The 21,278-nt window shown below is 54.1% G+C and carries 13 protein-coding genes; 9 read left to right on the top strand and 4 right to left on the bottom strand.

What is annotated here, in order from left to right; genetic code table 11:
• The first annotated feature begins 146 nt into the window (after positions 1-146).
• The 4 genes from HMPREF9162_RS09865 (at position 147) to HMPREF9162_RS09880 (ending at position 13,401) form a co-directional block, all read left to right on the top strand.
• Positions 147-1,517, top strand: a complete 1,371-nt coding sequence (locus HMPREF9162_RS09865) for a flagellin (RefSeq protein WP_009439214.1) — start codon at positions 147-149, stop codon at positions 1,515-1,517.
• Positions 1,518-1,854: 337 nt separating this feature from the next.
• Complete coding sequence (locus HMPREF9162_RS09870; RefSeq protein WP_009439146.1) at positions 1,855-12,114, top strand: YDG domain-containing protein; 10,260 nt, start codon at positions 1,855-1,857, stop codon at positions 12,112-12,114.
• A gap of 154 nt (positions 12,115-12,268) precedes the next feature.
• Positions 12,269-12,964 carry a Crp/Fnr family transcriptional regulator gene (locus HMPREF9162_RS09875; RefSeq protein WP_009439252.1) on the top strand — a complete coding sequence of 232 codons (696 nt, stop codon included), beginning with the start codon at positions 12,269-12,271 and terminating at the stop codon, positions 12,962-12,964.
• Positions 12,961-13,401, top strand: coding sequence for a pyridoxamine 5'-phosphate oxidase family protein (locus tag HMPREF9162_RS09880; protein WP_371067614.1), 441 nt, complete (start codon positions 12,961-12,963; stop codon positions 13,399-13,401). The genes HMPREF9162_RS09875 and HMPREF9162_RS09880 overlap by 4 nt, the downstream gene beginning before the upstream one ends.
• A 56-nt stretch (positions 13,402-13,457) precedes the next feature.
• Here HMPREF9162_RS09880 and fumC read toward each other — a convergent pair whose 3' ends face one another.
• The 4 genes from fumC to HMPREF9162_RS09900 form a co-directional block, all read right to left on the bottom strand.
• Entirely contained in the window at positions 13,458-14,822 is a 1,365-nt protein-coding gene (fumC, locus tag HMPREF9162_RS09885; RefSeq protein WP_009439272.1) for a class II fumarate hydratase, read from the bottom strand.
• Between the two features lie 80 nt (positions 14,823-14,902).
• Positions 14,903-15,397, bottom strand: a complete 495-nt coding sequence (locus HMPREF9162_RS09890) for a Gx transporter family protein (protein ID WP_009439163.1) — start codon at positions 15,395-15,397, stop codon at positions 14,903-14,905.
• A gap of 1 nt (position 15,398) precedes the next feature.
• The gene (locus HMPREF9162_RS09895; protein ID WP_009439135.1) at positions 15,399-15,737 is read right to left on the bottom strand and encodes a NusG domain II-containing protein; all 339 of its coding nucleotides are present in this window, start codon (positions 15,735-15,737) and stop codon (positions 15,399-15,401) included.
• A gap of 62 nt (positions 15,738-15,799) precedes the next feature.
• The gene (locus HMPREF9162_RS09900; protein WP_009439202.1) at positions 15,800-16,288 is read right to left on the bottom strand and encodes a hypothetical protein; all 489 of its coding nucleotides are present in this window, start codon (positions 16,286-16,288) and stop codon (positions 15,800-15,802) included.
• Between the two features lie 98 nt (positions 16,289-16,386).
• Here HMPREF9162_RS09900 and HMPREF9162_RS09905 point away from each other — a divergent pair, with 98 nt between their 5' ends.
• Genes HMPREF9162_RS09905 through HMPREF9162_RS09925 form a run of 5 tightly spaced genes read left to right on the top strand, consistent with a single transcriptional unit; the run spans position 16,387 to position 21,276 of the window.
• On the top strand, positions 16,387-17,229 hold the full coding sequence (locus HMPREF9162_RS09905; RefSeq protein WP_009439176.1) for a Cof-type HAD-IIB family hydrolase: 843 nt from the start codon (positions 16,387-16,389) through the stop codon (positions 17,227-17,229).
• A gap of 56 nt (positions 17,230-17,285) precedes the next feature.
• Positions 17,286-18,200 (top strand): RNase adapter RapZ, encoded by a 915-nt coding sequence (gene rapZ / locus HMPREF9162_RS09910; RefSeq protein WP_009439204.1) that lies wholly within the window; start codon positions 17,286-17,288, stop codon positions 18,198-18,200.
• Between the two features lie 3 nt (positions 18,201-18,203).
• Positions 18,204-19,499: a YvcK family protein gene (gene yvcK, locus HMPREF9162_RS09915; protein WP_009439222.1), complete on the top strand. Its 1,296-nt coding sequence runs from the start codon at positions 18,204-18,206 to the stop codon at positions 19,497-19,499.
• A 1-nt stretch (position 19,500) separates the two neighbouring features.
• The gene (gene whiA, locus HMPREF9162_RS09920; RefSeq protein ID WP_009439257.1) at positions 19,501-20,424 is read left to right on the top strand and encodes a DNA-binding protein WhiA; all 924 of its coding nucleotides are present in this window, start codon (positions 19,501-19,503) and stop codon (positions 20,422-20,424) included.
• 3 nt (positions 20,425-20,427) lie between these two features.
• On the top strand, positions 20,428-21,276 hold the full coding sequence (locus HMPREF9162_RS09925) for a polysaccharide deacetylase family protein (RefSeq protein ID WP_009439197.1): 849 nt from the start codon (positions 20,428-20,430) through the stop codon (positions 21,274-21,276).
• Positions 21,277-21,278 lie beyond the last annotated feature (2 nt).

Here is a 21,278-nt window from a genome sequence, read left to right on the forward strand (position 1 = left end):
ACCATATATCCAGGAAAAAATTCACACCGTGCGGTTAAGTCACTGCGCTTTTTTTTCGATATAACACACAGAAGACGTATAATATCTCTCGGCATTGATCGGGGGATAAATAAAAAAGGAAAAGTTCGTTCAGGGAGGCAGTCTTTATGGCGATGGTGGTTAAAAACAATATATCGGCGGTGAACACGCTGAACACGCTCAATAAAAATCAGAGCGGACTGTCCAAAAGCCTTGAAAAAGTCTCCTCCGGGATGAAGATCAACAGCGCAGGTGACGATGCGTCCGGGATGGCGATCTCCGAGCGGATGCGCGTGCAGGTGCGTGCGCTCGATCAGGACAACGCCAATACGAACAACGGCAACGCGCTGATGCGCACGGCGCAGGGCGCCGTGCAGTCCACGATCGAGATCCTAAAGACGCTCAAGGAAAAAGCGATTAACGCTGCGAACGATACGAATACGGACGAGGATCGTGCGCTGATCCAAAAAGAAGTCGACAAACTTATTGATCAAATCGATGATAACGCGCTCACGACATACAACGGGAAATATCTCATCGACGGGTCACACAATATGAGTGTGAACGGTGATGCAGGTCAGGGGACATACTCGAGCTTTACGAATATGAGTTTGGCAACAAATACAACAAGCATCACGCGTCTAACGAATTTGGTTCGGAGAGACGGAAATCCTGTCGGCATCCATCCGACGGACAGTCTTACAGCTTCATGGACACGAAACGGTGTGACCTATACGGGCACGTTGAACCCCGTTGGAACAAACGATCTTGCAGCGGCAATTAATATTATTACAAATACCGATGCCTCTTACTATAGCCGAACATCTAAAGTAGGCATAGATGAGTATGGCAAAGAAGTTCATACGCCGGATAATCAACCGGCAATTACCATTCGTGCATCTAATCCGGGCGTTAATGGGCAGATTTCGGGCGTTACCTTTGCCGTGAAGGATCGCAACGGGCATATGCGCAACGAAGTTAATGCGGTGCTTGATGCGTTCAAAGAAACAGTACGTGCTCAGAATCCGTCACCGGATAATGCTTTGACGCTCCAGACGGGAACACGGGCGAATCAGGCAACGAAAGTCGGTTTTACAGATATGCGTTCAGTCGCACTTGGGCTTCAGTCAGATAACGGTGCAGGCTGGCATGGCGGCACACTTCCTGCCGGTGTTGATGTCGTTGGCAGGGGACCAAAAATTCAAGTCACAACGAAGGAAGCTGCAAATGCTGCCATTAACGTGTTTGAGAATGCCTTAATTAAGGCGACAGATCAGGCGGTCGCTATCGGTGCGGTGCAGACGCGTCTCGGTTACACGAGCAGCAATCTGACCGTGGCATCCGAGAACGTACAGGCATCCGAGTCTACGATTCGTGACTCCGATATGGCGAAAGAAATGACGGCATATACGAAGCATAACGTGTTGACACAAGCATCACAGGCGATGCTGGCACAGGCAAATCAAAACTCGAGTTCAGTGTTGAGCCTTCTCAAGTAAAATTATAGAAACTCGAAGGACGTGGCATGAGTCGCGTCCTTTTTATGTGCATCGGCTATGACAATTAAGTAAGAAATCGTAACGATATACGCATGCCCTGCGATATGCATCCGATAGCGTCGATGTACGCGCGCCCTGTAGGGGCACGGCGTTGCCGTGCCCTTGATGCACTATGCGCGCCTAATGATAGCAATAATATGATTTTGGGAATATTGTCCTAGCTTTTCTTGCCTTTTTTAAGGTTTCTATGATATTATAATATCATCTATATCATACGATAAAATATATATAAGCAAAGTAAGTATTGATCGAGTTGGGGAGTTAAGGGGAGAGAAACATGAGCGCGTATCGGATGATGAAATTGCGGAAAAATATACGCTATGCACTGTTTGCAGGAATGGCGGGGGCGTTTCTGATCCCGCAGATTTCTTTTGCCGCGCCGACGGGGGAGCAGAACCTCGCGGGGAGTGCCGTGGTTTCTCGTTCAGGAGCAACGACCAGTATCACGGCGTCCGATGCCAATAATGTCATCAGTTGGGCGGATTACTCTGTGGGAAATGGAGAAATTGTTCAATATGACGGCGGGGCGCAGACCAACAACTACTTGAATATTGTCCGCGGCGGAAACAGCTCTGTAATTGATGGAAATATTACGGGGGGAAATAACGTCTATATCGTCAATCCGAACGGCGTTATTTTCGGTAAGACGGCGAGTGTGAATGTCGGAACCCTTCATGTCTCCACACAGGATACTGCCGCGCTCAGCGCCATGACGTCATGGGACGGTTCTAACCCTCTTGGAGCATCGCCTGTTGGGAAAGCCGATGTTGTCAATATGGGCACAATCAACGCGACGAGTGTTGAAGTTGTGGGGAAAAGCATTCGCTTCCTGAACGCGGCAGATGTGCATAGTTCCTCCGTTGTGATGCGTACGGATACTGCAAACGATGGTACGGCACATATCGGTTATAAGACGACGGCGCCGACGTCGGGATATACGGTAAATGGCTCTGCGGCGACCGCGGCAAACAATTACTACCGGCTCGTCAGTAATGCAACTGAAATGAGTAATATCAATACGACGAATTTGGCGGGCAACTATATGCTCGAGAATGATATTGATATGACGGGCGTTACGGCGCCAATCGGCGGCAATACCTATGCGGCTTTTACAGGAAAATTTGACGGGAATTTTTATAAGATACGAAATCTAAATATCACAGGGGTTGACCATGCGGCGCTGTTTGGCAGGGTCAGCGGCGCTCGAATTGAAAATCTTGGGGTCGTTGCCCCGACAATTGCGGGGAATAATACAGGTGGGGAGGTCAATACGGCAGGTGGAATCGCCGGGGAGGCGACCGGCAATACCGTACTGAAAAATGTCTATGTAGAGGGCGGCTCTATTACGGGGGAGAGCGGTCGATTTGGGGGAATCGTAGGACGCACACAAAACACGAAGATTGACGGATCCTATAATACCTCAGCGATTAGTTCAATCGGCGGCGGTATTATTGGTTTTTCAGATACCGGAACAGAGGTAACGAACACATATAATAAACCGGAAAGTGTGGTAGCGGGAGATTCTTATTTCATTCGCGTCATTGATCCGGATGATGGGACGACGATCAGAAATTCTTATACGACATCAAATAAGTTTTCCACGACGCAATCGTTCACGTCAGCGAAGGTATCGGGGAATTATATTATTGACTCCACAACAGGGAAAGCGAAACCTGTTATCACCGGTCCAACTCCCTCATCTGACGAGTATGACGCACAGTCCTCGTCCACCTACAGCGGCTGGGACATCAACAACAACGGTGATCCGGGGGCGAAGTGGCGCATTTATGAGGGGCGCACGACGCCGCTTTTGACTGCGTTTATGGACGGGACTGCGACGGCAACGTACAATTACAGATATTTCAATCAGGACGGATCCGTTGTCGGCGATACGGAAAATACGCCGAAGTCCAACAACAGCGCGGATGTTACGGGGCTGACCTATAACAGCAAATATCTTCGCATTGTGGATGCGGATACGCCCGATACGCCGGGCGGCAAATCAAAGATTCAATATGAGCCGTCCGTCGATACGAATAAAATTGAGGAATATGCCTATACGAACTCGGCGGCCGATAAAGCGAACGGCATCCGCAACGCGGGAACGAAGGCGATCGTCTGGTCGGATCAGCACGGCCCGAACCTGCGCGGCGTGAATGTCACCATCGGACAGAGAAAAGTCAGCCTCGCCCCCAACGATATAGGGACGCTTACGCGCGTTTACAACGGCAAGACGGATGTCAAAGCCAAATTTGAGGAAGCGCTGAAGGGCAGTGGAAAATCCGGAATTACCGCAGACGACCTGGCGGATCATTCCGTTGGACTTGATACATCGCATTTGACGGCAAGAATGGCGGATAAGAACGTCGGAAAAAATAAGGAAGTTACCTTTGGCGGTTCCATCGACTTCGACAGTACGAAAGAGGACTCCAAAAACTATACGTTCGACAGCGCTTCGCTCACTAATATTAAGGGCAAGATTACCATTACCAAGGCGCCTCTTTATCTCACCATCCAAAAGAAAAAGGCGGACGCTAAGGTTTACGACGGCACGAGTACGGTTGTGGATGCGGCGATGCTCCAGTCCGGTGGGACACCGAATATCGCGTTGAATAAAACGATTGCCGCCGGGACAACAGGCGAGATTATGACAGATGACGGGGGGACGCGGGATAATGTCGACCTCGCCGCGACGACCGACCCAACCTATACGGATGCGTCGGGGAATAAGCAAATCCATGCGGGTGATCATAAGCTCAAATATTCCGGCGTCACTTTACAGGGGACAGATGCGCAAAATTATAAGTTGTTCTATACACCCGAAGGCGGCAGTGAAACGGAGGTCACGGGCGGAGACGTTTATCTTGACGGAACAATCGAGCGACGTAAGATAACGACAGACAGCTTCAAAGTCTATAAGAAGAGCGATAACTCAGCTGCAGACGCCGCCAAGGTGTATGACGGCAATAACACCTATACATTTGACAAGGATAGCCTCTATCTCTCTACGAATGCAGGAGCAACGGGAGATACGGGGATTGTTTCGCGTGACCAAGGGCATATTACGTTTGACCTAACGGGAGACGGCATAGGGCATTTCAAAAAGGCTGACGGAACGACCGATTCGAAGGACGTTAAGACGGCAAAGAAGATCGCCTATGACGTTGTCGGAAAAGCCGATAGTCACGTGGATGCCGATGGCATAGGTCATTTGCTCTCCGACTACTATATCACCGATAAGACCCGTGCCAATGAATTAGCGACCGGTTTTAGCGCTACGGGCGAAGGGAAAATTACGCCGAAGATGCTCACGGCGACGAAGAAGAGCAGTGATCCGATTACAAAAGTATATGACGCGCTGGCAGATCATACGGACGAAAACCGAAACAAGATCACGGGTGATGCACTCGTCACGCTGAGCGGCGTTGTCTCGGGCGATACTATAACGAATACCACAACAGCGACGTATGCTTCAAAGGATGTCGCCTATTCGGGTGGTGTTCCTACAACACAGAATGTTACCTATAATGCCTCCTTTACCATTGCGAATGCAGATGAGGCGGACAACTATACGTTCGATACAACACCTAACACGACGACGGTTTCACGCTCGACATCGCTGACAGGACTCGGCAAGATTACGCCGCGTTCCGTGACGGTAACATTCGGCAAGACGAAGAAGGTTTACGACGGTACGGTATCCAACTCCCAAATAGCAGTATCGTCTCTCGATGACGGTCTTTCGGGTGCGGTGTTTAATACTGATCATATTACGGCAGCAAGCTTCTCAACGACAGGCGTTACCAGTCAATTTGGCGACAACACGGGAGCCTCATTTACAGCGAATAAAAATGCGGGGAGCCGCACGGTAAAGTATACAGGTATCGGTAATTCGCTCGGTACAAATTATTCCATTGAGAATACACAGTACGGTGAAGGGGAGATTACGCGGCGCCGCATCGACCCGTCGGGATTTAAGGTTTATAACTCAGATAATACAGTTGCAACCGCAACGAAGGTCTATGACGGGAATATCTATCACACACTTGCACCCGGGGCATATCTCACTGCCGAGCATGCATCGGGGGATACGGGAATCGTTGCTGATGACTATGGGAAAGTGACGTTTGCCCTAAAAAACAACACAAAAGGGAAATTCTCCGGCGATGCTGCCGGAGATCATACGACATCGCATGTGTCCGAAGCACACTATGTTGCCTATGATGTTGAGGCGCGGACGTCGGATGCTGCGAACAGCCCCCTGTCAAATTATACCTTTGGTACAACAGCACAGGAGACCGCCGGGACACTCAAAAATCTCGAAGATGTCCATGGTGATAACTCTGCCCATGTCACGGCGGCGGGGTCTATTACCCCTGCGAATCTCCGGGCAACGGAGCAGCGGATCAGTAAAAGATACGACGGTAAGGCTGAGCATACGGACGGCAACCGGAATGATGAGACAGGAGGGGCTGTTGTCCGCCTTGCAGGGCTGATCACGGATTCCACTGGCAGCACGGTGACCAATACCTCCTCTGCGCTCTATGCGGACAAGAATGTCGCCTATGACGGTTCGGGGAGCGTAACAACGAAGGATGTCACCTATACGGCACAGCTGACAGGAAAATATGCGGACGACTATCAGATCGTAGATGCTGCAAATTCTGTTATTAGTACGATCGGTGGCTCCGGTGACAACAAGACCGTGACGGCGGCTCTCGGTCTGAAAAACAACATGGGGACGATCACAAGGCGTAAACTGAATATGGAAATGCGCCGCGCTGAAAAGACCTATGACGGCACCTCGACAAATGCGGATATCACGGTCGACCGTATTACGGATGATCCAAAGAGTTCTGTCATTAATGCGATCCTCGCGGGCGACAACATCTCGGCAACGGATCTGTCTGCGAAATGGCAAGCGGCACGTACGGCAACACCTGCAGCGGCCACGAGTGATTACGGACGCGGGACAGGGTCGGAGTTTACGGCAGACAGTAATGCGAGCAACGGAACAGACCATACTGTCCGTTACACCGGACTAAAGAGTGCATTTGATGCATACGGCTCGGATGCGAAGAACTACGAAGTGGACGATACCGTCTATGGAACAGGGACGATCAACCGCCGCAATATTAATCCGAACAATTTCCAGGTTGTGGATACGCAAGGGAATGCCTCGAATGCGACGAAGACCTATGACGGTACGAGCGACTATAAAATAGACTCAGGTTGGTCTCTGAGTCCTTCGAGTGGTCCGGGTACGGGACTGATCACGCAGGATCAAGGGAAAATACTCTTTACGCTTGGTACCGGTGGGGCAAAGTTTACGAAGTCTGATGGGACAACATATACGTCGAATGTCGCCGACGCTGCGAAGGTAGCTTATAACGTCCTTGCGCTGACCGCTCCCGGAAACGAATATCTTCTTAAAAATTATACGCTCAATGGACAGAACCTTGAGAGCGGTACGGCAAAGGTGACGGGGAATGGTTCCATTACGCGCCGTGTGTTGACGCTCGGGCTTGTACAGAACTCCGGCATCAACAAAGTGTACGACGGCAGTGAGAATCTTGTCGATACTGCGGATAGGCATTGGAACGCCTTTGCGGAGACTGACACATCGGGCAATGTGCGATATGCGGACGGCTCGAAGGCAGAGGACAAGCTCGTAACGACAGATGGAACGAGCTTTACAATCACGTCTCGGTATACGGATAAGAACGTCGCCCGCGATGCCGGTAACCATGTGATTGATAAGAATGTTACTTACAATATCACGATTACAGGCGGTAATGCGAGCAACTATGCCTTTAACAAAGCCGGTACCAAGATAAACGCAGAGGACGGATTGACCCTTACCGCAACAGGCAAGATCACGCCGAAGGATCTTTCGGGGGCATTCAAAAAGATTACAAAGGTCTACGACGGGACGAGAAATGTCAAGCCCGGGGACGTTGGATTTACCGCGGGCGCGGTGATCGGGAGCGATATTGTAACGCTCGACAGACATGCCGAATCGTTCCAAAGTAAAAATGTCCGCGGCGACGGAACAACAGCGGTCATTGACGGTACCGCACAGAAGAACTGGGTCAACTACTCGAATCTCAAGCTCGGCGGTGCGGATGCAGGCAACTACAACCTCGCCGAGACGGCAAAGGGACTTGGCGAGATCACGCCGTTTACCATCAATGCAGGCAATATGCGTTTTAACGCATCGCAGGCGACGAAGGTTTACGACGGCACGAAAACGGTCAAACACAACGAATCTGCCGCCGCATCGGATATCAAGAATTATATTACGAATGCAGAGGTCAATCTCGGCACGATTGCCGTACCGCACTGGGTAAGCGTCGGCACGGATCACGTGACGGTCAAGAGTGCGGATTATGATACCACGGCGAATGTTAATAACGGGACATCACAGGGCGTTACCTACAAACTCGCCTATGATACAGGCAGTGACAACGGCAACTTTGTCGTTGCTTCCGGCACGGAACTCCAGGCGACCGGAACGGGCATCATCACGCCGAAGACTGTGAATGCGACAATCAACGGATCTCTCACAAAGACCTACGACGCAACGACGAATGTCATCGGTGCCGCTAAGAACGGTGCAGGCAAGGTTGTTGCAGGTGCAGATGAGCTCGTAACGCTCGAGGGACTTGTCGGCAGCGATAAGAATACAACGACGGCAGTCTACTCGGATAAGAATGCCGGCACGGGCAATCGAACCGTAAACTATACCATCCAAACCAATACGGAGGATGCGAGCAACTACACGATCAAGGTCAATGGCACGGCGGTTACAGCGCCTTATGCGACGAATAACAACACAATCACAAAACGTAAGGTGAATCTCAAATTTGCCGATGTGTCACGGCAGTATAACGGCGTATCGGGGAATACTGAGATCACACCGTCTCTTTCAAATGCAGGCGACGCGGCTGTGCTCAATACCGACAATGCGGGGCTTGTGGACGGAGCTAATAAGCTTGTAGGTCTGACGGGCATCACAAGCGACTATGGAACAGGCACGACGGACGCGACATTTACCGCCGACCCGAATGCAGGAACGAATAAGAATGTTCAATATCGCGGCATTCAGCGAGCAATGGGAACGGCTCTCGGTACGAATGCGGGCAACTATGAGTTCGCGGATACCGGTTACGGCAAAGGGCGTATTGACAAGGCACAGATTAACGGCAACAATGTGACCTTTACGGCACATGACGCACATAAAGTATACGATGGTACGACCGTGGTCAAGTATAATGGATCGAGCGATGCGAACGCTGTAAAAAATTATATTTCGAATATTGGCGTCACCTCAGTGGACGGACATTACATCCCTCTGGGCAACGATGTCGAGATGGATGTAGCGAATACACATTATTCCAGTCCGAACGCGACGAACGGAACACCCGACACTGTGACATATCGGTTCCGCATCAAGAGCAATAACTTTACCAACAACGGGAAAGATATCTTCGATGCGACGACGCACGGCACGATCGACCGCCGCACGATCAACCTTGATCTCAAGCAAAAGACGGGCATCGACAAAATCTATGATGCGAACGCCGATCTCGTCGATACGAATACGAACCACTATAGTAAGTTCACCGATGACGATCGTCTCGGCAACGTCACCTATGCAGCGGGCACGACGAACGACGGCAAACTCGTACGCATGTCGAACGGCACAGCCGTGAACGACGGTGCGCAGATGAATATCACGGCGCGCTACGCGGATCAGAATGTCGTGCGTGATGCGCATGGCGATGTGACAGCGAAGAATATCAACTATAACGTCAAGATTGCCGGTTCGGCGGGACAGAACTATCGGCTCCAATATGGGATGACAACGGTCAACGCTGAGAGCGGACTGAACATCGGCGCACAGGGAACAATCTCCCCGCGCAAGCTTACACTTACCTTTGCTAATGTAAGAAAGCAGTATGATACGACGGCGAATAACGCGGATAAGAATATATCGGATGTTATCGCGGACAACAGCGACGGACGCGGGAAGTCAACCCTTGACGCAGACGGCGTTGTGGAGAGCTCGTTTGATACGACGAGTGTCACCAGCGAATATGGTACGGGCAATACGGACGACTCATTCCAAGCGAATCCGAACGTCGTATCGGACACCGCAAAGAAAGTCATCGAGAACGGAAAAGATGTCCGGTACAGCAGCCTAAAAAATACTCTTGCCGCTCAAACCTATGCGGGGAACTATGAGGTTGAGGACACTGCATATGGGAAGGGCACCATCACAAAGGCACAGCTTTCGGCTGATCAATTCCATTTTGATGCCGGCGCCGCAATAAAGGAATATGACGGCACACGAAAGGTAAAGTATAACGGCAGTGACACTCTGGAGGATGTCAAACGGTACTTCGGCGCAAACAGTACCGTAGAAATCGGCGGTGTTCACCATCGGATTAATCTTGCGGACTTTACGCTGAAGAGCGCTGAGTATAACGATGAGAATGTTGCGTTCGCAAACAATGTAAAATACGGGATCCAGATCAAAACGGATAATTTTGAACTGATTGGCGGCGGAGATATTGTACCTAAAGAATATGCGGGTAATATAACTCAACGCAACCTTACCGCGCAGATTCCCAAGCATATCTATAAAGAGTACGACGGAACGCAGGCGCTCAGCACTGAGAATCAAGCACTCATCAATAAAATGGTGCAGGACGATGAGGGGCTTATTGTTTCTAAAGATAAGGGCAAAGTTCATCTCAATGTGCAGGGAACATATGCGGGCAAGAATGCAACTACAGATACAAAGGAAACAGCCGAAGCTCGTGATGAGCACAGCAGCAATATGGTCAATGTCAATTACACCTTGTCGCTCTCAGGTGATGCAGCGGCGATGGCAAACTATACGGTCGGCGGAGGGACTACGACAGGGAAAGGCGATATTTACAGAAAAACGCTGACGGTGGATGTCGCACGCAAGGTCAAGGATTATGACGGCACGGCTGCTGTCAAGGATATCTTAGCGAGCGATATAACGTTCTATGGTGTTGTGAACGGGGATACGTTGAGTCTTGATCAGACCGCAGCGGATAAAATCCAAGGCGCATATGCCGATTCGAATGTGAGCCGTGATGCAAATAGGGACGTCACGGACAAGGCGGTCTCCTATACGGGGGTTGATGCTGCACTATCGGATTATGAGAGCCGCGATACTACAAATACGGCGAAGAACTATCGTCTTGAAAGCGGCACCGTAAGCTATACCGCAGCACAAGGAAAGGGGCGTATCAATCCGCGCAGTATCAATAAGAATGATATCACTTTTGATTTCAAGAACGCCACGAAGGAGTATGACGGAGATACGTCCGTCAAGTATAATGGCAAAGCAGAAGCCGATTCAGTCAAAAACTATCTGAACAGGGCGACCTATCAAATCGGAACACAAACGATTGATCTGAAAAAAGATCTGACTGTCAATACGGCAAGTACCCGCTACGACAATGCGAATGTCAACGGTGGTGCTTCGCACGATGTCACCTATGCGCTGACCTATACGGGCGGAAATTTTGAGATCATCGGAGGCCATACCTTTACGAAGACGGCGGCGAACAGCGGATACATTACACCGCGCAAACTGATTGCCGATTTGAAGTCGCTTGCACCGATCAAGACTTATGACGGGACATCCAATATTGCCGCACAAGGGAAGGATTTGGTCAACTTCAAGCACTACAGCGCCGACGGAAAACATGGAGCCGACGGTATTGTGGACAGCGATATCAAGAATGACAGTACGGCGGAGTTTGTCGATAAAAATGTTGCATGGGAAGACTATGCTTCAGGGAAAGTCAAGAACAAGGATGTGATCTATAAGCTGCTCCTCTCGGGGGACAAGACTGCCAACTATGAGCTGATTGATGAAAATGGTCATGCGGTTTCGCCGCAGACCTCGGCGGGGAAAACAACGATCCGTCATGACGTGACGGCAGCCACCGGGCGCATCAACCCCGTGGACATCATGCTGAAGTCTCATCCTAAGACCATCTGGATCAACGAAGGACTTCCGCCTCGTGACAGCTATACGGGCAGTCCGAGCGGCACAGGCTATGCCGGTGACGGTATGGTCAACAATGAGGTTCTTCCGGGAGAAATCTATTATGACTCTCCGGACGCACGTCTGCGTATGGGTGACTATGCGATTAACGGATACTATCGTCCCGGCGTTGGTGATACGGTCTATCGGAACTATCGCTTTGTGCAGGATCCCGCGAACGCGGCGGCACTGCATGTAGGACCCTATATCCCTGATGCAAACTACTACAATATCATGACGCAGAATAAGATGCTTCCCGACGAGTATGTGTATGAGAACGCTTCGCTCGACCGCCGCGGCAATTTCGGGCGGCGTGCCGAGGCAGCGGTGGAGTATACCGATCCTGCGCTTAACTCAATGCAGGACGGCAAAAATGTCCGTACGCCGGACATCTATGCAACGGATGATGCCGTGTTTGCGCTGATGGATCAGGTTTTTGGATAAAATTAAATTTACATGGAACAGCGGAGCTTCTGCCCATATGTGTGCAGCAGCTCCGCTTTGCTTTACAAAGACCGATTTTCCAACTATAATGGAGATAATTATTCTCTTTTGGGTATAGATTTTCTTATCCCCGCGATTTGGAAAGGAGCGGTCTATGCTGACGCGTGATATATTGGAGCCGTATACGGAAATTTTGATGAAGCACGATCTGTTTGAGGGGATTCCCGCAGAGGCACTTCCCAATTTGCTGAATGCGCTTGGTGGGGAGATCAAGCGATATGCCGCGGGGCAGAACATCATGCGGATGGGGCGTGCGCCGATCGTGACGGGCATCATCCTCGCGGGGGCGATTGAGGTGTCCTTCCTCAACGAAAATGCAGATCAGATCGATATGAATATATTCGAGGCGGGTAAAAGTTTCGGCGAGACGATGGAGGGCGCCGACCTCTCCGAGAGCCGCATGTTCGTCAAGGCGATTCAAGATGCAGTCATTCTGCGCCTGCAGTTCCGCCGCCTCTATGAAAAGCCTGCCTGCGAGGATCCGCACCTTTGGCGATTCACGCTCAATATGCTGCGGCGCATCTCGGCAAAGGGGATCTTCTATCAGCATAAAATTCGAATCATGGGGCAAAAGAGCATCCGCGCAAAACTCAGCGTCTATTTGCAGGAAGCGCCGCGCGATGCGGACGGCGCGGTGCAGCGCGATATGAATCAGACGCAGCTCGCACGTTACCTCGGCGTGGAGCGGAGTGCACTCAGTCGTGAGATGAGCCATCTGCGCGAGGAGGGAGCCATCGATTACGATCGAAAGACGGTGTGGGTGCGGGATGAAGACTTTTTAGCGTTGTGAGAAAGAGACCAAATAGTTCTATGGATATGAAAGCTGAATTTCTGCGTATTATGCGTGCACAGACTGATATGGCGATTGCAACAAGCGTTGAGGGGCAGCCGAACGTACGGATCGTGAATTTTTATTTTGACGACGCTGTGGGCATCCTATATTTTTCAACATTTAAGGACAATGACAAAGTACGAGAAATGTCTGAGAATCCACATGTTGCATTCACAACCGTACCGCATGAAGGGAACGCGCATGTAAAGGCAAAGGGACTTGCAAAGATAAGTGCACGCAGTATTTTTGATGTTGCCGAGCGTTTTATAGAAAAGATTCCTGATTATGCATCGACGATAGAATATGCCGGAGATTCACTTATCGTCTATGAAGTGAAATTTGACGAAGCACTAGTGACGTTGGACTTCGAGCATATTGAGACCATTCGGCTATAAAAAAATCCCGACGGAGATTCTGCCGTCGGGATTTTCTATCTGATTCTTAAATTATTTTACACCATCTCTTCGGGATGGAATACTTCGTCGAATTTTTCGGCGGTGAGGAAGCCGAGGGCGACACAGGCTTCTTTGAGGCTGATGTTCTCGTCGAATGCCTTGTGCGCGGTCTTGGCGGCGTTCTCATAGCCGATGTACGGGTTGAGGGCGGTGACAAGCATGAGAGAGCGATGAAGGTTTTCGTGCATCTTCTCACGGTTCGCCTTGATGCCGACGGCACAGCGGTCGTTAAACGACTTCACGGAGTCGGTAAGGAGGCGCGTCGACTGCAGGAAGTTGTAGATGATGACGGGCATGAACACATTGAGTTCGAAATTGCCCTGCGATGCGGCAAAACCGATCGCGGCGTCGTTGCCCATGACCTGCACGGCGACCATGGTGACGGATTCGCACTGTGTTGGGTTGACCTTGCCCGGCATGATGGAACTGCCCGGTTCGTTTGCGGGGATCGTGATCTCGCCGAGTCCGCAGCGCGGGCCTGCCGCGAGCCAGCGGATGTCGTTCGCGATCTTCATCATGTTGGCGGCAAGCCCTTTGAGTGCGCCGTGGGCAAAGACGACGGCATCCTTGCTCGTGAGGGCGTGGTATTTGTTCGGTGCGGTGACGAATTTCTTGCCCGTCAGCTCGCTTGCCGCCTGTGCGACGGCGGTGTCAAATCCCTTTGGCGCGTTGAGTCCCGTGCCGACGGCAGTGCCGCCGAGGGCGAGTTCGTGGAGGAAGGGAAGCGATGCCTTCAGCTGCTTTTTCGACTCTTCGAGCATGGCGAGCCAGCCGCTGATCTCCTGCGAGAAAGAGATGGGCACGGCGTCCTGCAAATGGGTGCGCCCCGTCTTGACGATGCCTTCGTTCTCCTTCATCAGGCGGCGGAAGGTTTCGGCGAGGAGGTCGATGCTCGGGAAGAGGTGATCCTCGATGGCAATGACCGCGGCGATGTGCATGGCGGTCGGGAATGTGTCGTTCGAGCTCTGCGACATGTTGGAGTGGTCGTTCGGGTGAAGGATTTTCTCGCCCGCGATTTCGTTGCCGCGGTTCGCGATGACCTCGTTGACGTTCATGTTCGACTGCGTGCCGCTGCCCGTCTGCCACACGGCGAGGGGGAAGTGCTCTGCGAGTTTGCCGGCGATGATTTCATCGCACGCCGCTTTGATGGCACCCAGACGCTTGTCGTCGAGTTTGCCGAGCTTGTTGTTCGCGATGGCGGCGGATTTTTTCAGGATGCCGAACGCGTGGATGATTTCGGCAGGCATCTTTTCAATGCCGATGGGGAAATTTTCAAAACTTCGCTCAGTCTGCGCCGCCCAATATTTGTCGGCAGGGACCTTGACTTCTCCGAGGGAATCGTGTTCGATACGGTACTCCATTTGGATTGTCCTCCTTATCAGAACGTGAGAGAAAACTGTACTGTGAAAATTATAACACAATCGGCAGAAAATGAGAATATTTATCCTGTTGAAATTTTTTGGAGGATCTGTTTTGTGAGGAGACCGACGGCGAGTCCGGTGAGGATGCCTGCGATGCCGAGCACGGGGGCGTAGATCAAGAGAGCGTCCGTTTGCATTACGGCGGCGGCGACGGCGAGCTGTCCCATGTTGTGCAGGAAGCCGCCCACTGCGCTGATGCCGACGATGGAGAGCTGCGTGCGCGCCTTCAGCAGTGCCATTGCGGCAAAACTCAGGACTCCTCCCGCGAGACTGTAAAGCATCGGTGCGATACCGCCGCCGAAGAAGGAGGCGAGCAGGATGCGCAGGAGGAGGACGAGGAATGCGTCGCGCATGTGCGGCAGGGTATAGAGCGCGACGAGCGTGACGAGGGCGGCGAGCCCGAGCTTTGCGCCCGGGACGGGCAGCGGCAGGGAAATCAATCCCTCAAGGAGAAATAGGATGAGGGAGAGCGCGGTGAGAAGGGCAATGCGTGCGGCGATGCGGAGATCCATCATATTATTTCACTTCGATGAGGAGTTTGTGCGGGAGGCAGGCGATGACGTCGCCCTTTTTTTCAGCTTTGCCGGTCTTGACACAGACGAGGTCGGGGCAGTCCGCGTCCACGACGGCGATTGTTTCGTCCTCAATGCGGATCGTATTCGTGCCGTGTTCGTCCGCGACGACGATTTCCTCCGTGCCGCGGTGCCCTGTCAGCGGGATGTCGTAGAGCTGTTTTCCGTCCTGCGTGACGACAGCATGAAGCGGCGCACTGTTCTCACGCGGCGTAAGCAGAGCTGCGGCGCCGGCGCAGACGAGGAGAAGTGCGGCGATGAGGATGAAGTCTCTTTTCTGCATAAAATTGCCTTGCCTTGACGAATGTTTTCAATCACAGTACAATAGAGTGATATTCTATCAGGTTAAATGCCTTTGCTCAGCTCCCGCTGCCAATAGGCGAGATCGGGTTCGCTGAGCGGAAGATCAATCGTCTGCCCGTTGTCGTAGTAAAAGCGCAGCCGTACGCCCGCAGCTTTTCGTATGGCGGGGAGCGCAGCGCGCGGCAGCTCGGCGAAGAGCTTGTTCTCATTTTTATAGGGGCTGTCCGCGCCGGGGGCGGGGCGCGGCGTGTATTTCGTCGCGGCTTTCATCTCCCATGTGCTGCCGTCGGTGTAGAGCACGACGTCCGGCAGCAGCTGCGCTGTGTCGTAACGGTAATCCCATAGTGCGAGCGTCGCACCCTCAAGACGCCCCTCGCCGGTGTAGGAGGCTTGAAAGTCAATGCGGGCATAGGCGGAGAGGCTGCGCGCCGTGCGGTGGTCGACGCGGTACGTGTAGGAAAGCCCAAAGATGCCGATGAGGATGGCGAGCAGTGCGACGAGAGTCACGAGACGAAAGAATACGGTCTGCACGACTTCCGAGCCTCCTTTTGAAAATGAGTTCGGAGTATTATAACATAGGGAGCGGCGCTTTGTCAGCAGAGTGCGGAGAAAGAAAGAGGGATACAGTGATGGCGGTCAAATTATTTGTATCGGATCTCGACGGGACGATGCTGCCGAGCAGGAGTGCGGTGTCGCCGGAGAATGTCGCGGCGGTGCGCCGCGCGGCGGAGGCGGGCGTCGTTGTGACGATCGCGACGGGGCGCATGTTCGAGGCGGCGCTGCCCGTTGCCGAGGCGCTTGGTCTCGATGTGCCCATCATCTCCTACAACGGTGCGCTGATTAAAAGCCCGAGCGGACGCGTCTATGAGGAGCACACGCTCGACGCGCAGCTCGCGCGCGACATCATCTCGTTCTGCCATGCGCGCGACTGGTATATCCAAGAGTACAGCGGCGGCCGGCTCCGCTATGAAAAGGCGTGCGATGAGTCGCGTGCCTATGAGGCATCGCAGGGCGTGCCGGGGATTGCCGTGGGGCGCGCCGGGATGCTCGAGCACGCGGCGGGCAACTGCAAGCTGCTTCTTGCTACGCAGGGGCGCGAGATTACGATCGCACGCGCGGAGGAGATTGCGGAGGCGTTCGGCGCGCAGGTCGACGTGACGCGCTCGGCGGATACACTCATCGAGATTGTGCCGAAGGGCATCTCCAAGGCGACGGCGCTCCGCGCACTCGCGGCAAAGCTCGGCATCCCCGCCGAGGAGACCATGGCGATCGGCGACGCGTACAACGATCTGCCGATGCTCGAGGCAGCGGGCAAGAGCATTGCGATGGGCAACGCGTTCCCCGAGGTGAAGGAAGCCACAGACTACGAGACACTGACCTGTGCGGAGAACGGGCTTGCCGCCGCGATCTACGCCTATGTGCTCGGCATGGGGGCAGATGCGCCCGTACCGCTGCCAAAGAGGGATATATAACGGCGTACGAACGATTTGAAGAACGCAGTTCAATTTGATATGTGAGGTGATACGAGATGCGTGAGAAGAAGGCAAAGTCCACAGAGAAGTTCCGCCCCGTGATCATTACGGGCATGTCGGGCGGGGGGAAAACGCTCGCAGCGCGCTATATGGAGGATCTCGGCTATTTTTGCGTAGATAATCTGCCGCCGGTCTTTATTCCGAAATTCATCGATCTCTGCCGCGAAACGCACGGGCAGATCAGTCGTGCCGCTATCGTTGTGGATACGCGCAGCCGCGAGTTTTTTGATGCGTTCGTACAGATCCTCGACGAACTCGACGCAGGGGATATTTCCTATGAGCTCCTCTTCATTGAGGCGTCGGACGACGTGATCATTCGCCGCTATAAGGAGACGCGCCGCCCGCATCCCTTGGCACCCGAGGCACGCATCTCCGAGGGGGTCACGCGGGAACGGCAGCAGCTCGCCCCCGTGCGCGAACGTGCCACACAGATAGTCAATACGTCGAAGCTGCGCAAGACCGAACTGCGCGAGATCATCAGAGAGCATTACGATACGCCGGGCGGCGATACGGAGCTGACGGTGACGGTGCTCTCGTTCGGGTTCAAATACGGCGTGCCGCTCGATGCGGATCTCGTCTTTGACGTGCGCTTCCTGCCGAACCCGTTCTATGTGGACAATCTGCGGAGCAAGAGCGGCACCGTGCCGCAGGTCGCATCCTACATCGAGTCATGGGACGTGACGCAGAAATTCGAGCGGCACCTCGACGATATGATCGATTTCCTCCTTCCTCAGTATGAGAAGGAGGGGAAAAGTCAGCTCGTTATCGCTGTCGGCTGCACGGGCGGGATGCACCGCAGCGTGTTCATCGCAAAACATCTCTACGACCGCATCAAGAGCCGGTACGACGTGCGCCTGGAGCACCGCGATCTGATGAAAAACGAGGTGCAGGAACACGTGAGCGAGGGGTAAGTCATGCATCTCATGAAATGGCTGTACCCCGGCATCGGGTTCAAACGCTGGCTGTTCGCATTCGCGCTCGGTACGATCTGCGTCAGTCTCGGCGTCGCCCTCGTCTTTAACTATCAGTATCTCGACGCGATTGAAGAGGCGATTTTCCGATTCGTCTACACATGGCAGGGCAGCTACGACTATATGTTCACGGCGATTGCGGGTGCCGGGCTTTTTGTCGTCGGCAGCATCCTCATGCTCGTCGCGATGCGGCGCGTCATCCGCGCCATCATCACTGCGCTCATGCCCGAGGGGGCGTCCGCACGGCTCGTGGATCTCGTCTATGAAAAGACGCGCCTGAGCCGCGGCCCCACTGTTGCTGTCATCGGCGGCGGGCACGGACTCTCCGTGCTCCTGCGCGGCATCAAGGAGCTGACGAGCAATGTGACTGCCATTGTCACGGTCGCCGACGACGGCGGTTCCTCGGGGCGTCTGCGCGAGGAGCTCGGCATCATCCCGCCCGGCGATCTCAGGAACTGTCTCGTCGCGCTCGCGGACACCGAGCCGCTGATGGAAAAACTCTTTCAGCACCGCTTTGAGGGACGCAGCGACCTCGCGGGACATAGTTTCGGCAATCTCTTCCTCGCGGCGATGGCCGAGGTTACGGGCGACATGGAGACGGCGCTCAAGGAGTCGTCGAAGGTTCTCGCGGTCAAGGGGCGTGTGCTCCCCGCATCCAAGGAGTCCGTGCGTCTCGACGCGATCCTCGAGGACGGGACGGTCGTCGAGGGCGAATCGCACATCCCCGAGGTACCGGGGCGCATTCGCAGCGTGCGGCTTTTTCCGGCGGATGCCGCGCCTGTGGCATCCGCGCTCGAGGCGATCCGCACGGCGGACGCCATCGTACTCGGTCCCGGCAGTCTCTACACGAGCATCATGCCGAATTTACTCATCCATGGCGTGGCGGAGGAGCTGCGGAAAAGCCGCGCGCTCAAAATCTACATCTGCAACGTTATGACGCAGCCCGGCGAAACGGACGGATATACCGCGTCCATGCACGCGGAGGCGATATTAAAGCACGCGGGGCGCGGATCCATCGACTTTATGCTGGTCAACAATGCGCCCATCTCGCCCGCGCTCCGGGAAAAATACGCGGCGCAGGGCATCTATCCCGTCCGTGTGGACGAGGATGCGATCAATGCCCTCGGCATCGGTTTTGTCGGGGCGGACATTGTAAACCAGTCGGATGCCGTGCGGCACGATCCGGATAAGCTCAGCCGGAACATCATGCGCATGATCTACGACTTCCGGGTGCAGTGATATGCCGTCGTTCGCATCGGATGTCAAAAATGCACTCGCGCGCACGGATGAGGAGCGCACCTGCTGCCGGACGGCGGAACTTGCCGCGCTCCTGCGCATGGGCGCGACCGCCCGGACGGAGGAGGGACAGGGGCGCGGGCTGCGGTTCGAAGCGGCAAGTGCCGCCGTGGCGCGCCGCGTGATCCGTCTCCTGCACAATATAGATACTGAAATTGAGACCACGGTGGCACAGGAACGCACGCCGCAGCTCCGCCGCCGCACCTATATCGTCAACATCGCCGCAGGCGCATCCGTGACGCCGCTGCTCACGCAGCTCGGCTTCCTCGAGGAGGGAGAATTGCGCGCGGGGACGGACATGGCGCTCCTGCGGAAAAAATGCTGCCGCGCCGCCTATCTCCGCGGTGCGTTTCTCGGCGGCGGGAGCGTGAACCGCCCCGAGGCGAGCTGCAATCTTGAACTCAAGGCGCGGGGCGAGACGATGGGACGTGCGCTTCATACGCTGCTGCGCCGCATGGGCTTTCCTGTTAGAATGACGGATCGGCGCGGACTTTACGTTGTCTATCTCAAAGAGGGTGACGCCGTGATGGACTTCCTCTCGCTCATCGGAGCGGAGGAGGCGGCGGAGGAGATCGAGGTCGCGCGCAACGTGAAAGAGGTGCGCGCGCAGGTCAATCGCCTCGTCAACGTCGAGATGGCGAATGTCCGACGTGCCGTGGACGCCGCTGCCGAACAGCGCGCGGCGATTGAGCGTCTTGCGGCGGCGGGGCGCATCGAAACACTGCCCGAGGAGCTGCGCGAGACCGCCGAGATGCGACGCGCGCATCCGGAGATCAGCATGGCGGAGCTGGCGGCGCTCTGCCACATCAGTAAACCGGGGATGAACCATCGCCTGCGCAAACTGCGCGCGATGGCAGAGGAGGTATAAAATTTGGGAAAGATAATTCGGCGGCTGCTGATGCTGCCGCTGTGGGCGCTGCTCGGACTCTTTGCGTGGCTCATCACAGCGCCGCCGCCCGCAGGATTTCCCATCCTCGAGTACCATATGGTGACCGAGGAGGTGCGCCCCGGCGCGGAGCCGTACGTCGTGCCGCCCGCGGAGTTTGCCGCACAGCTCGACTATCTCCGCCGCGAGGGATATACGACAATCACCCCGCAGGACTATGCGCGCGCGCGCAAGGGCAAGCAGGTACTGCCTGAAAAGCCCGTCATCCTCTCCTTTGATGACGGCTACGAGGACAATCATCGCGTGATCCTGCCGATGCTCGATGAGCGCGGTATGAAGGGCGTGTTCTACATCGTGACGAACGACATCGGGCAGCCCGGCTATATGACGTGGGACAATCTGCGCGCACTCGAGTCGCACGGCATGGAGATCGGCAGCCACACGGCGAACCATATCCCGCTGACGACGCTGACGCGCGAGCAGCAACTCGATGAGATACGCCTCTCAAAGCTCCTGCTCGAGTGGAACGGCATGAAGACAATCTATAGCTTTTCCTATCCGAACGGATCGTATGACGATGTGATCGTCGATATGCTCGCCGAGGAAAACTATCTGACGGCGGTCACGGGCGAGGCGGGACTCAATACGACGGAGACGGATCCGTACCGCCTGCGCCGCATCAATATTCCACCGCCGCACTTTGGATTGTGGGAGTTCCGCCTGCGGCTCTTTAAGGGGGAGCTGGCGGCACGATTGGAGACGCGCATGGCAGAGCTGCCGGAGGGCGTTCGGCAGAATGTGCAGGACGCGATCTATTTGCTGAGGAGATCATAAAA

It is taken from the genome of Selenomonas sp. oral taxon 137 str. F0430 (genome assembly GCF_000183625.1).
GTDB lineage: Bacteria > Bacillota > Negativicutes > Selenomonadales > Selenomonadaceae > Centipeda > Centipeda artemidis.

Bases quoted from the DNA above. Each gene is read 5' to 3' on its own strand.
- HMPREF9162_RS09865 (WP_009439214.1), top strand. From the start codon at position 147: ATGGCGATGGTGGTTAAAAACAATATATCGGCGGTGAACACGCTGAAC.
- HMPREF9162_RS09870 (WP_009439146.1), top strand. From the start codon at position 1,855: ATGAGCGCGTATCGGATGATGAAATTGCGGAAAAATATACGCTATGCA.
- HMPREF9162_RS09875 (WP_009439252.1), top strand. From the start codon at position 12,269: ATGCTGACGCGTGATATATTGGAGCCGTATACGGAAATTTTGATGAAG.
- fumC (WP_009439272.1), bottom strand. From the start codon at position 14,822: ATGGAGTACCGTATCGAACACGATTCCCTCGGAGAAGTCAAGGTCCCT.
- HMPREF9162_RS09890 (WP_009439163.1), bottom strand. From the start codon at position 15,397: ATGATGGATCTCCGCATCGCCGCACGCATTGCCCTTCTCACCGCGCTC.
- HMPREF9162_RS09895 (WP_009439135.1), bottom strand. From the start codon at position 15,737: ATGCAGAAAAGAGACTTCATCCTCATCGCCGCACTTCTCCTCGTCTGC.
- HMPREF9162_RS09905 (WP_009439176.1), top strand. From the start codon at position 16,387: ATGGCGGTCAAATTATTTGTATCGGATCTCGACGGGACGATGCTGCCG.
- rapZ (WP_009439204.1), top strand. From the start codon at position 17,286: ATGCGTGAGAAGAAGGCAAAGTCCACAGAGAAGTTCCGCCCCGTGATC.
- yvcK (WP_009439222.1), top strand. From the start codon at position 18,204: ATGCATCTCATGAAATGGCTGTACCCCGGCATCGGGTTCAAACGCTGG.
- whiA (WP_009439257.1), top strand. From the start codon at position 19,501: ATGCCGTCGTTCGCATCGGATGTCAAAAATGCACTCGCGCGCACGGAT.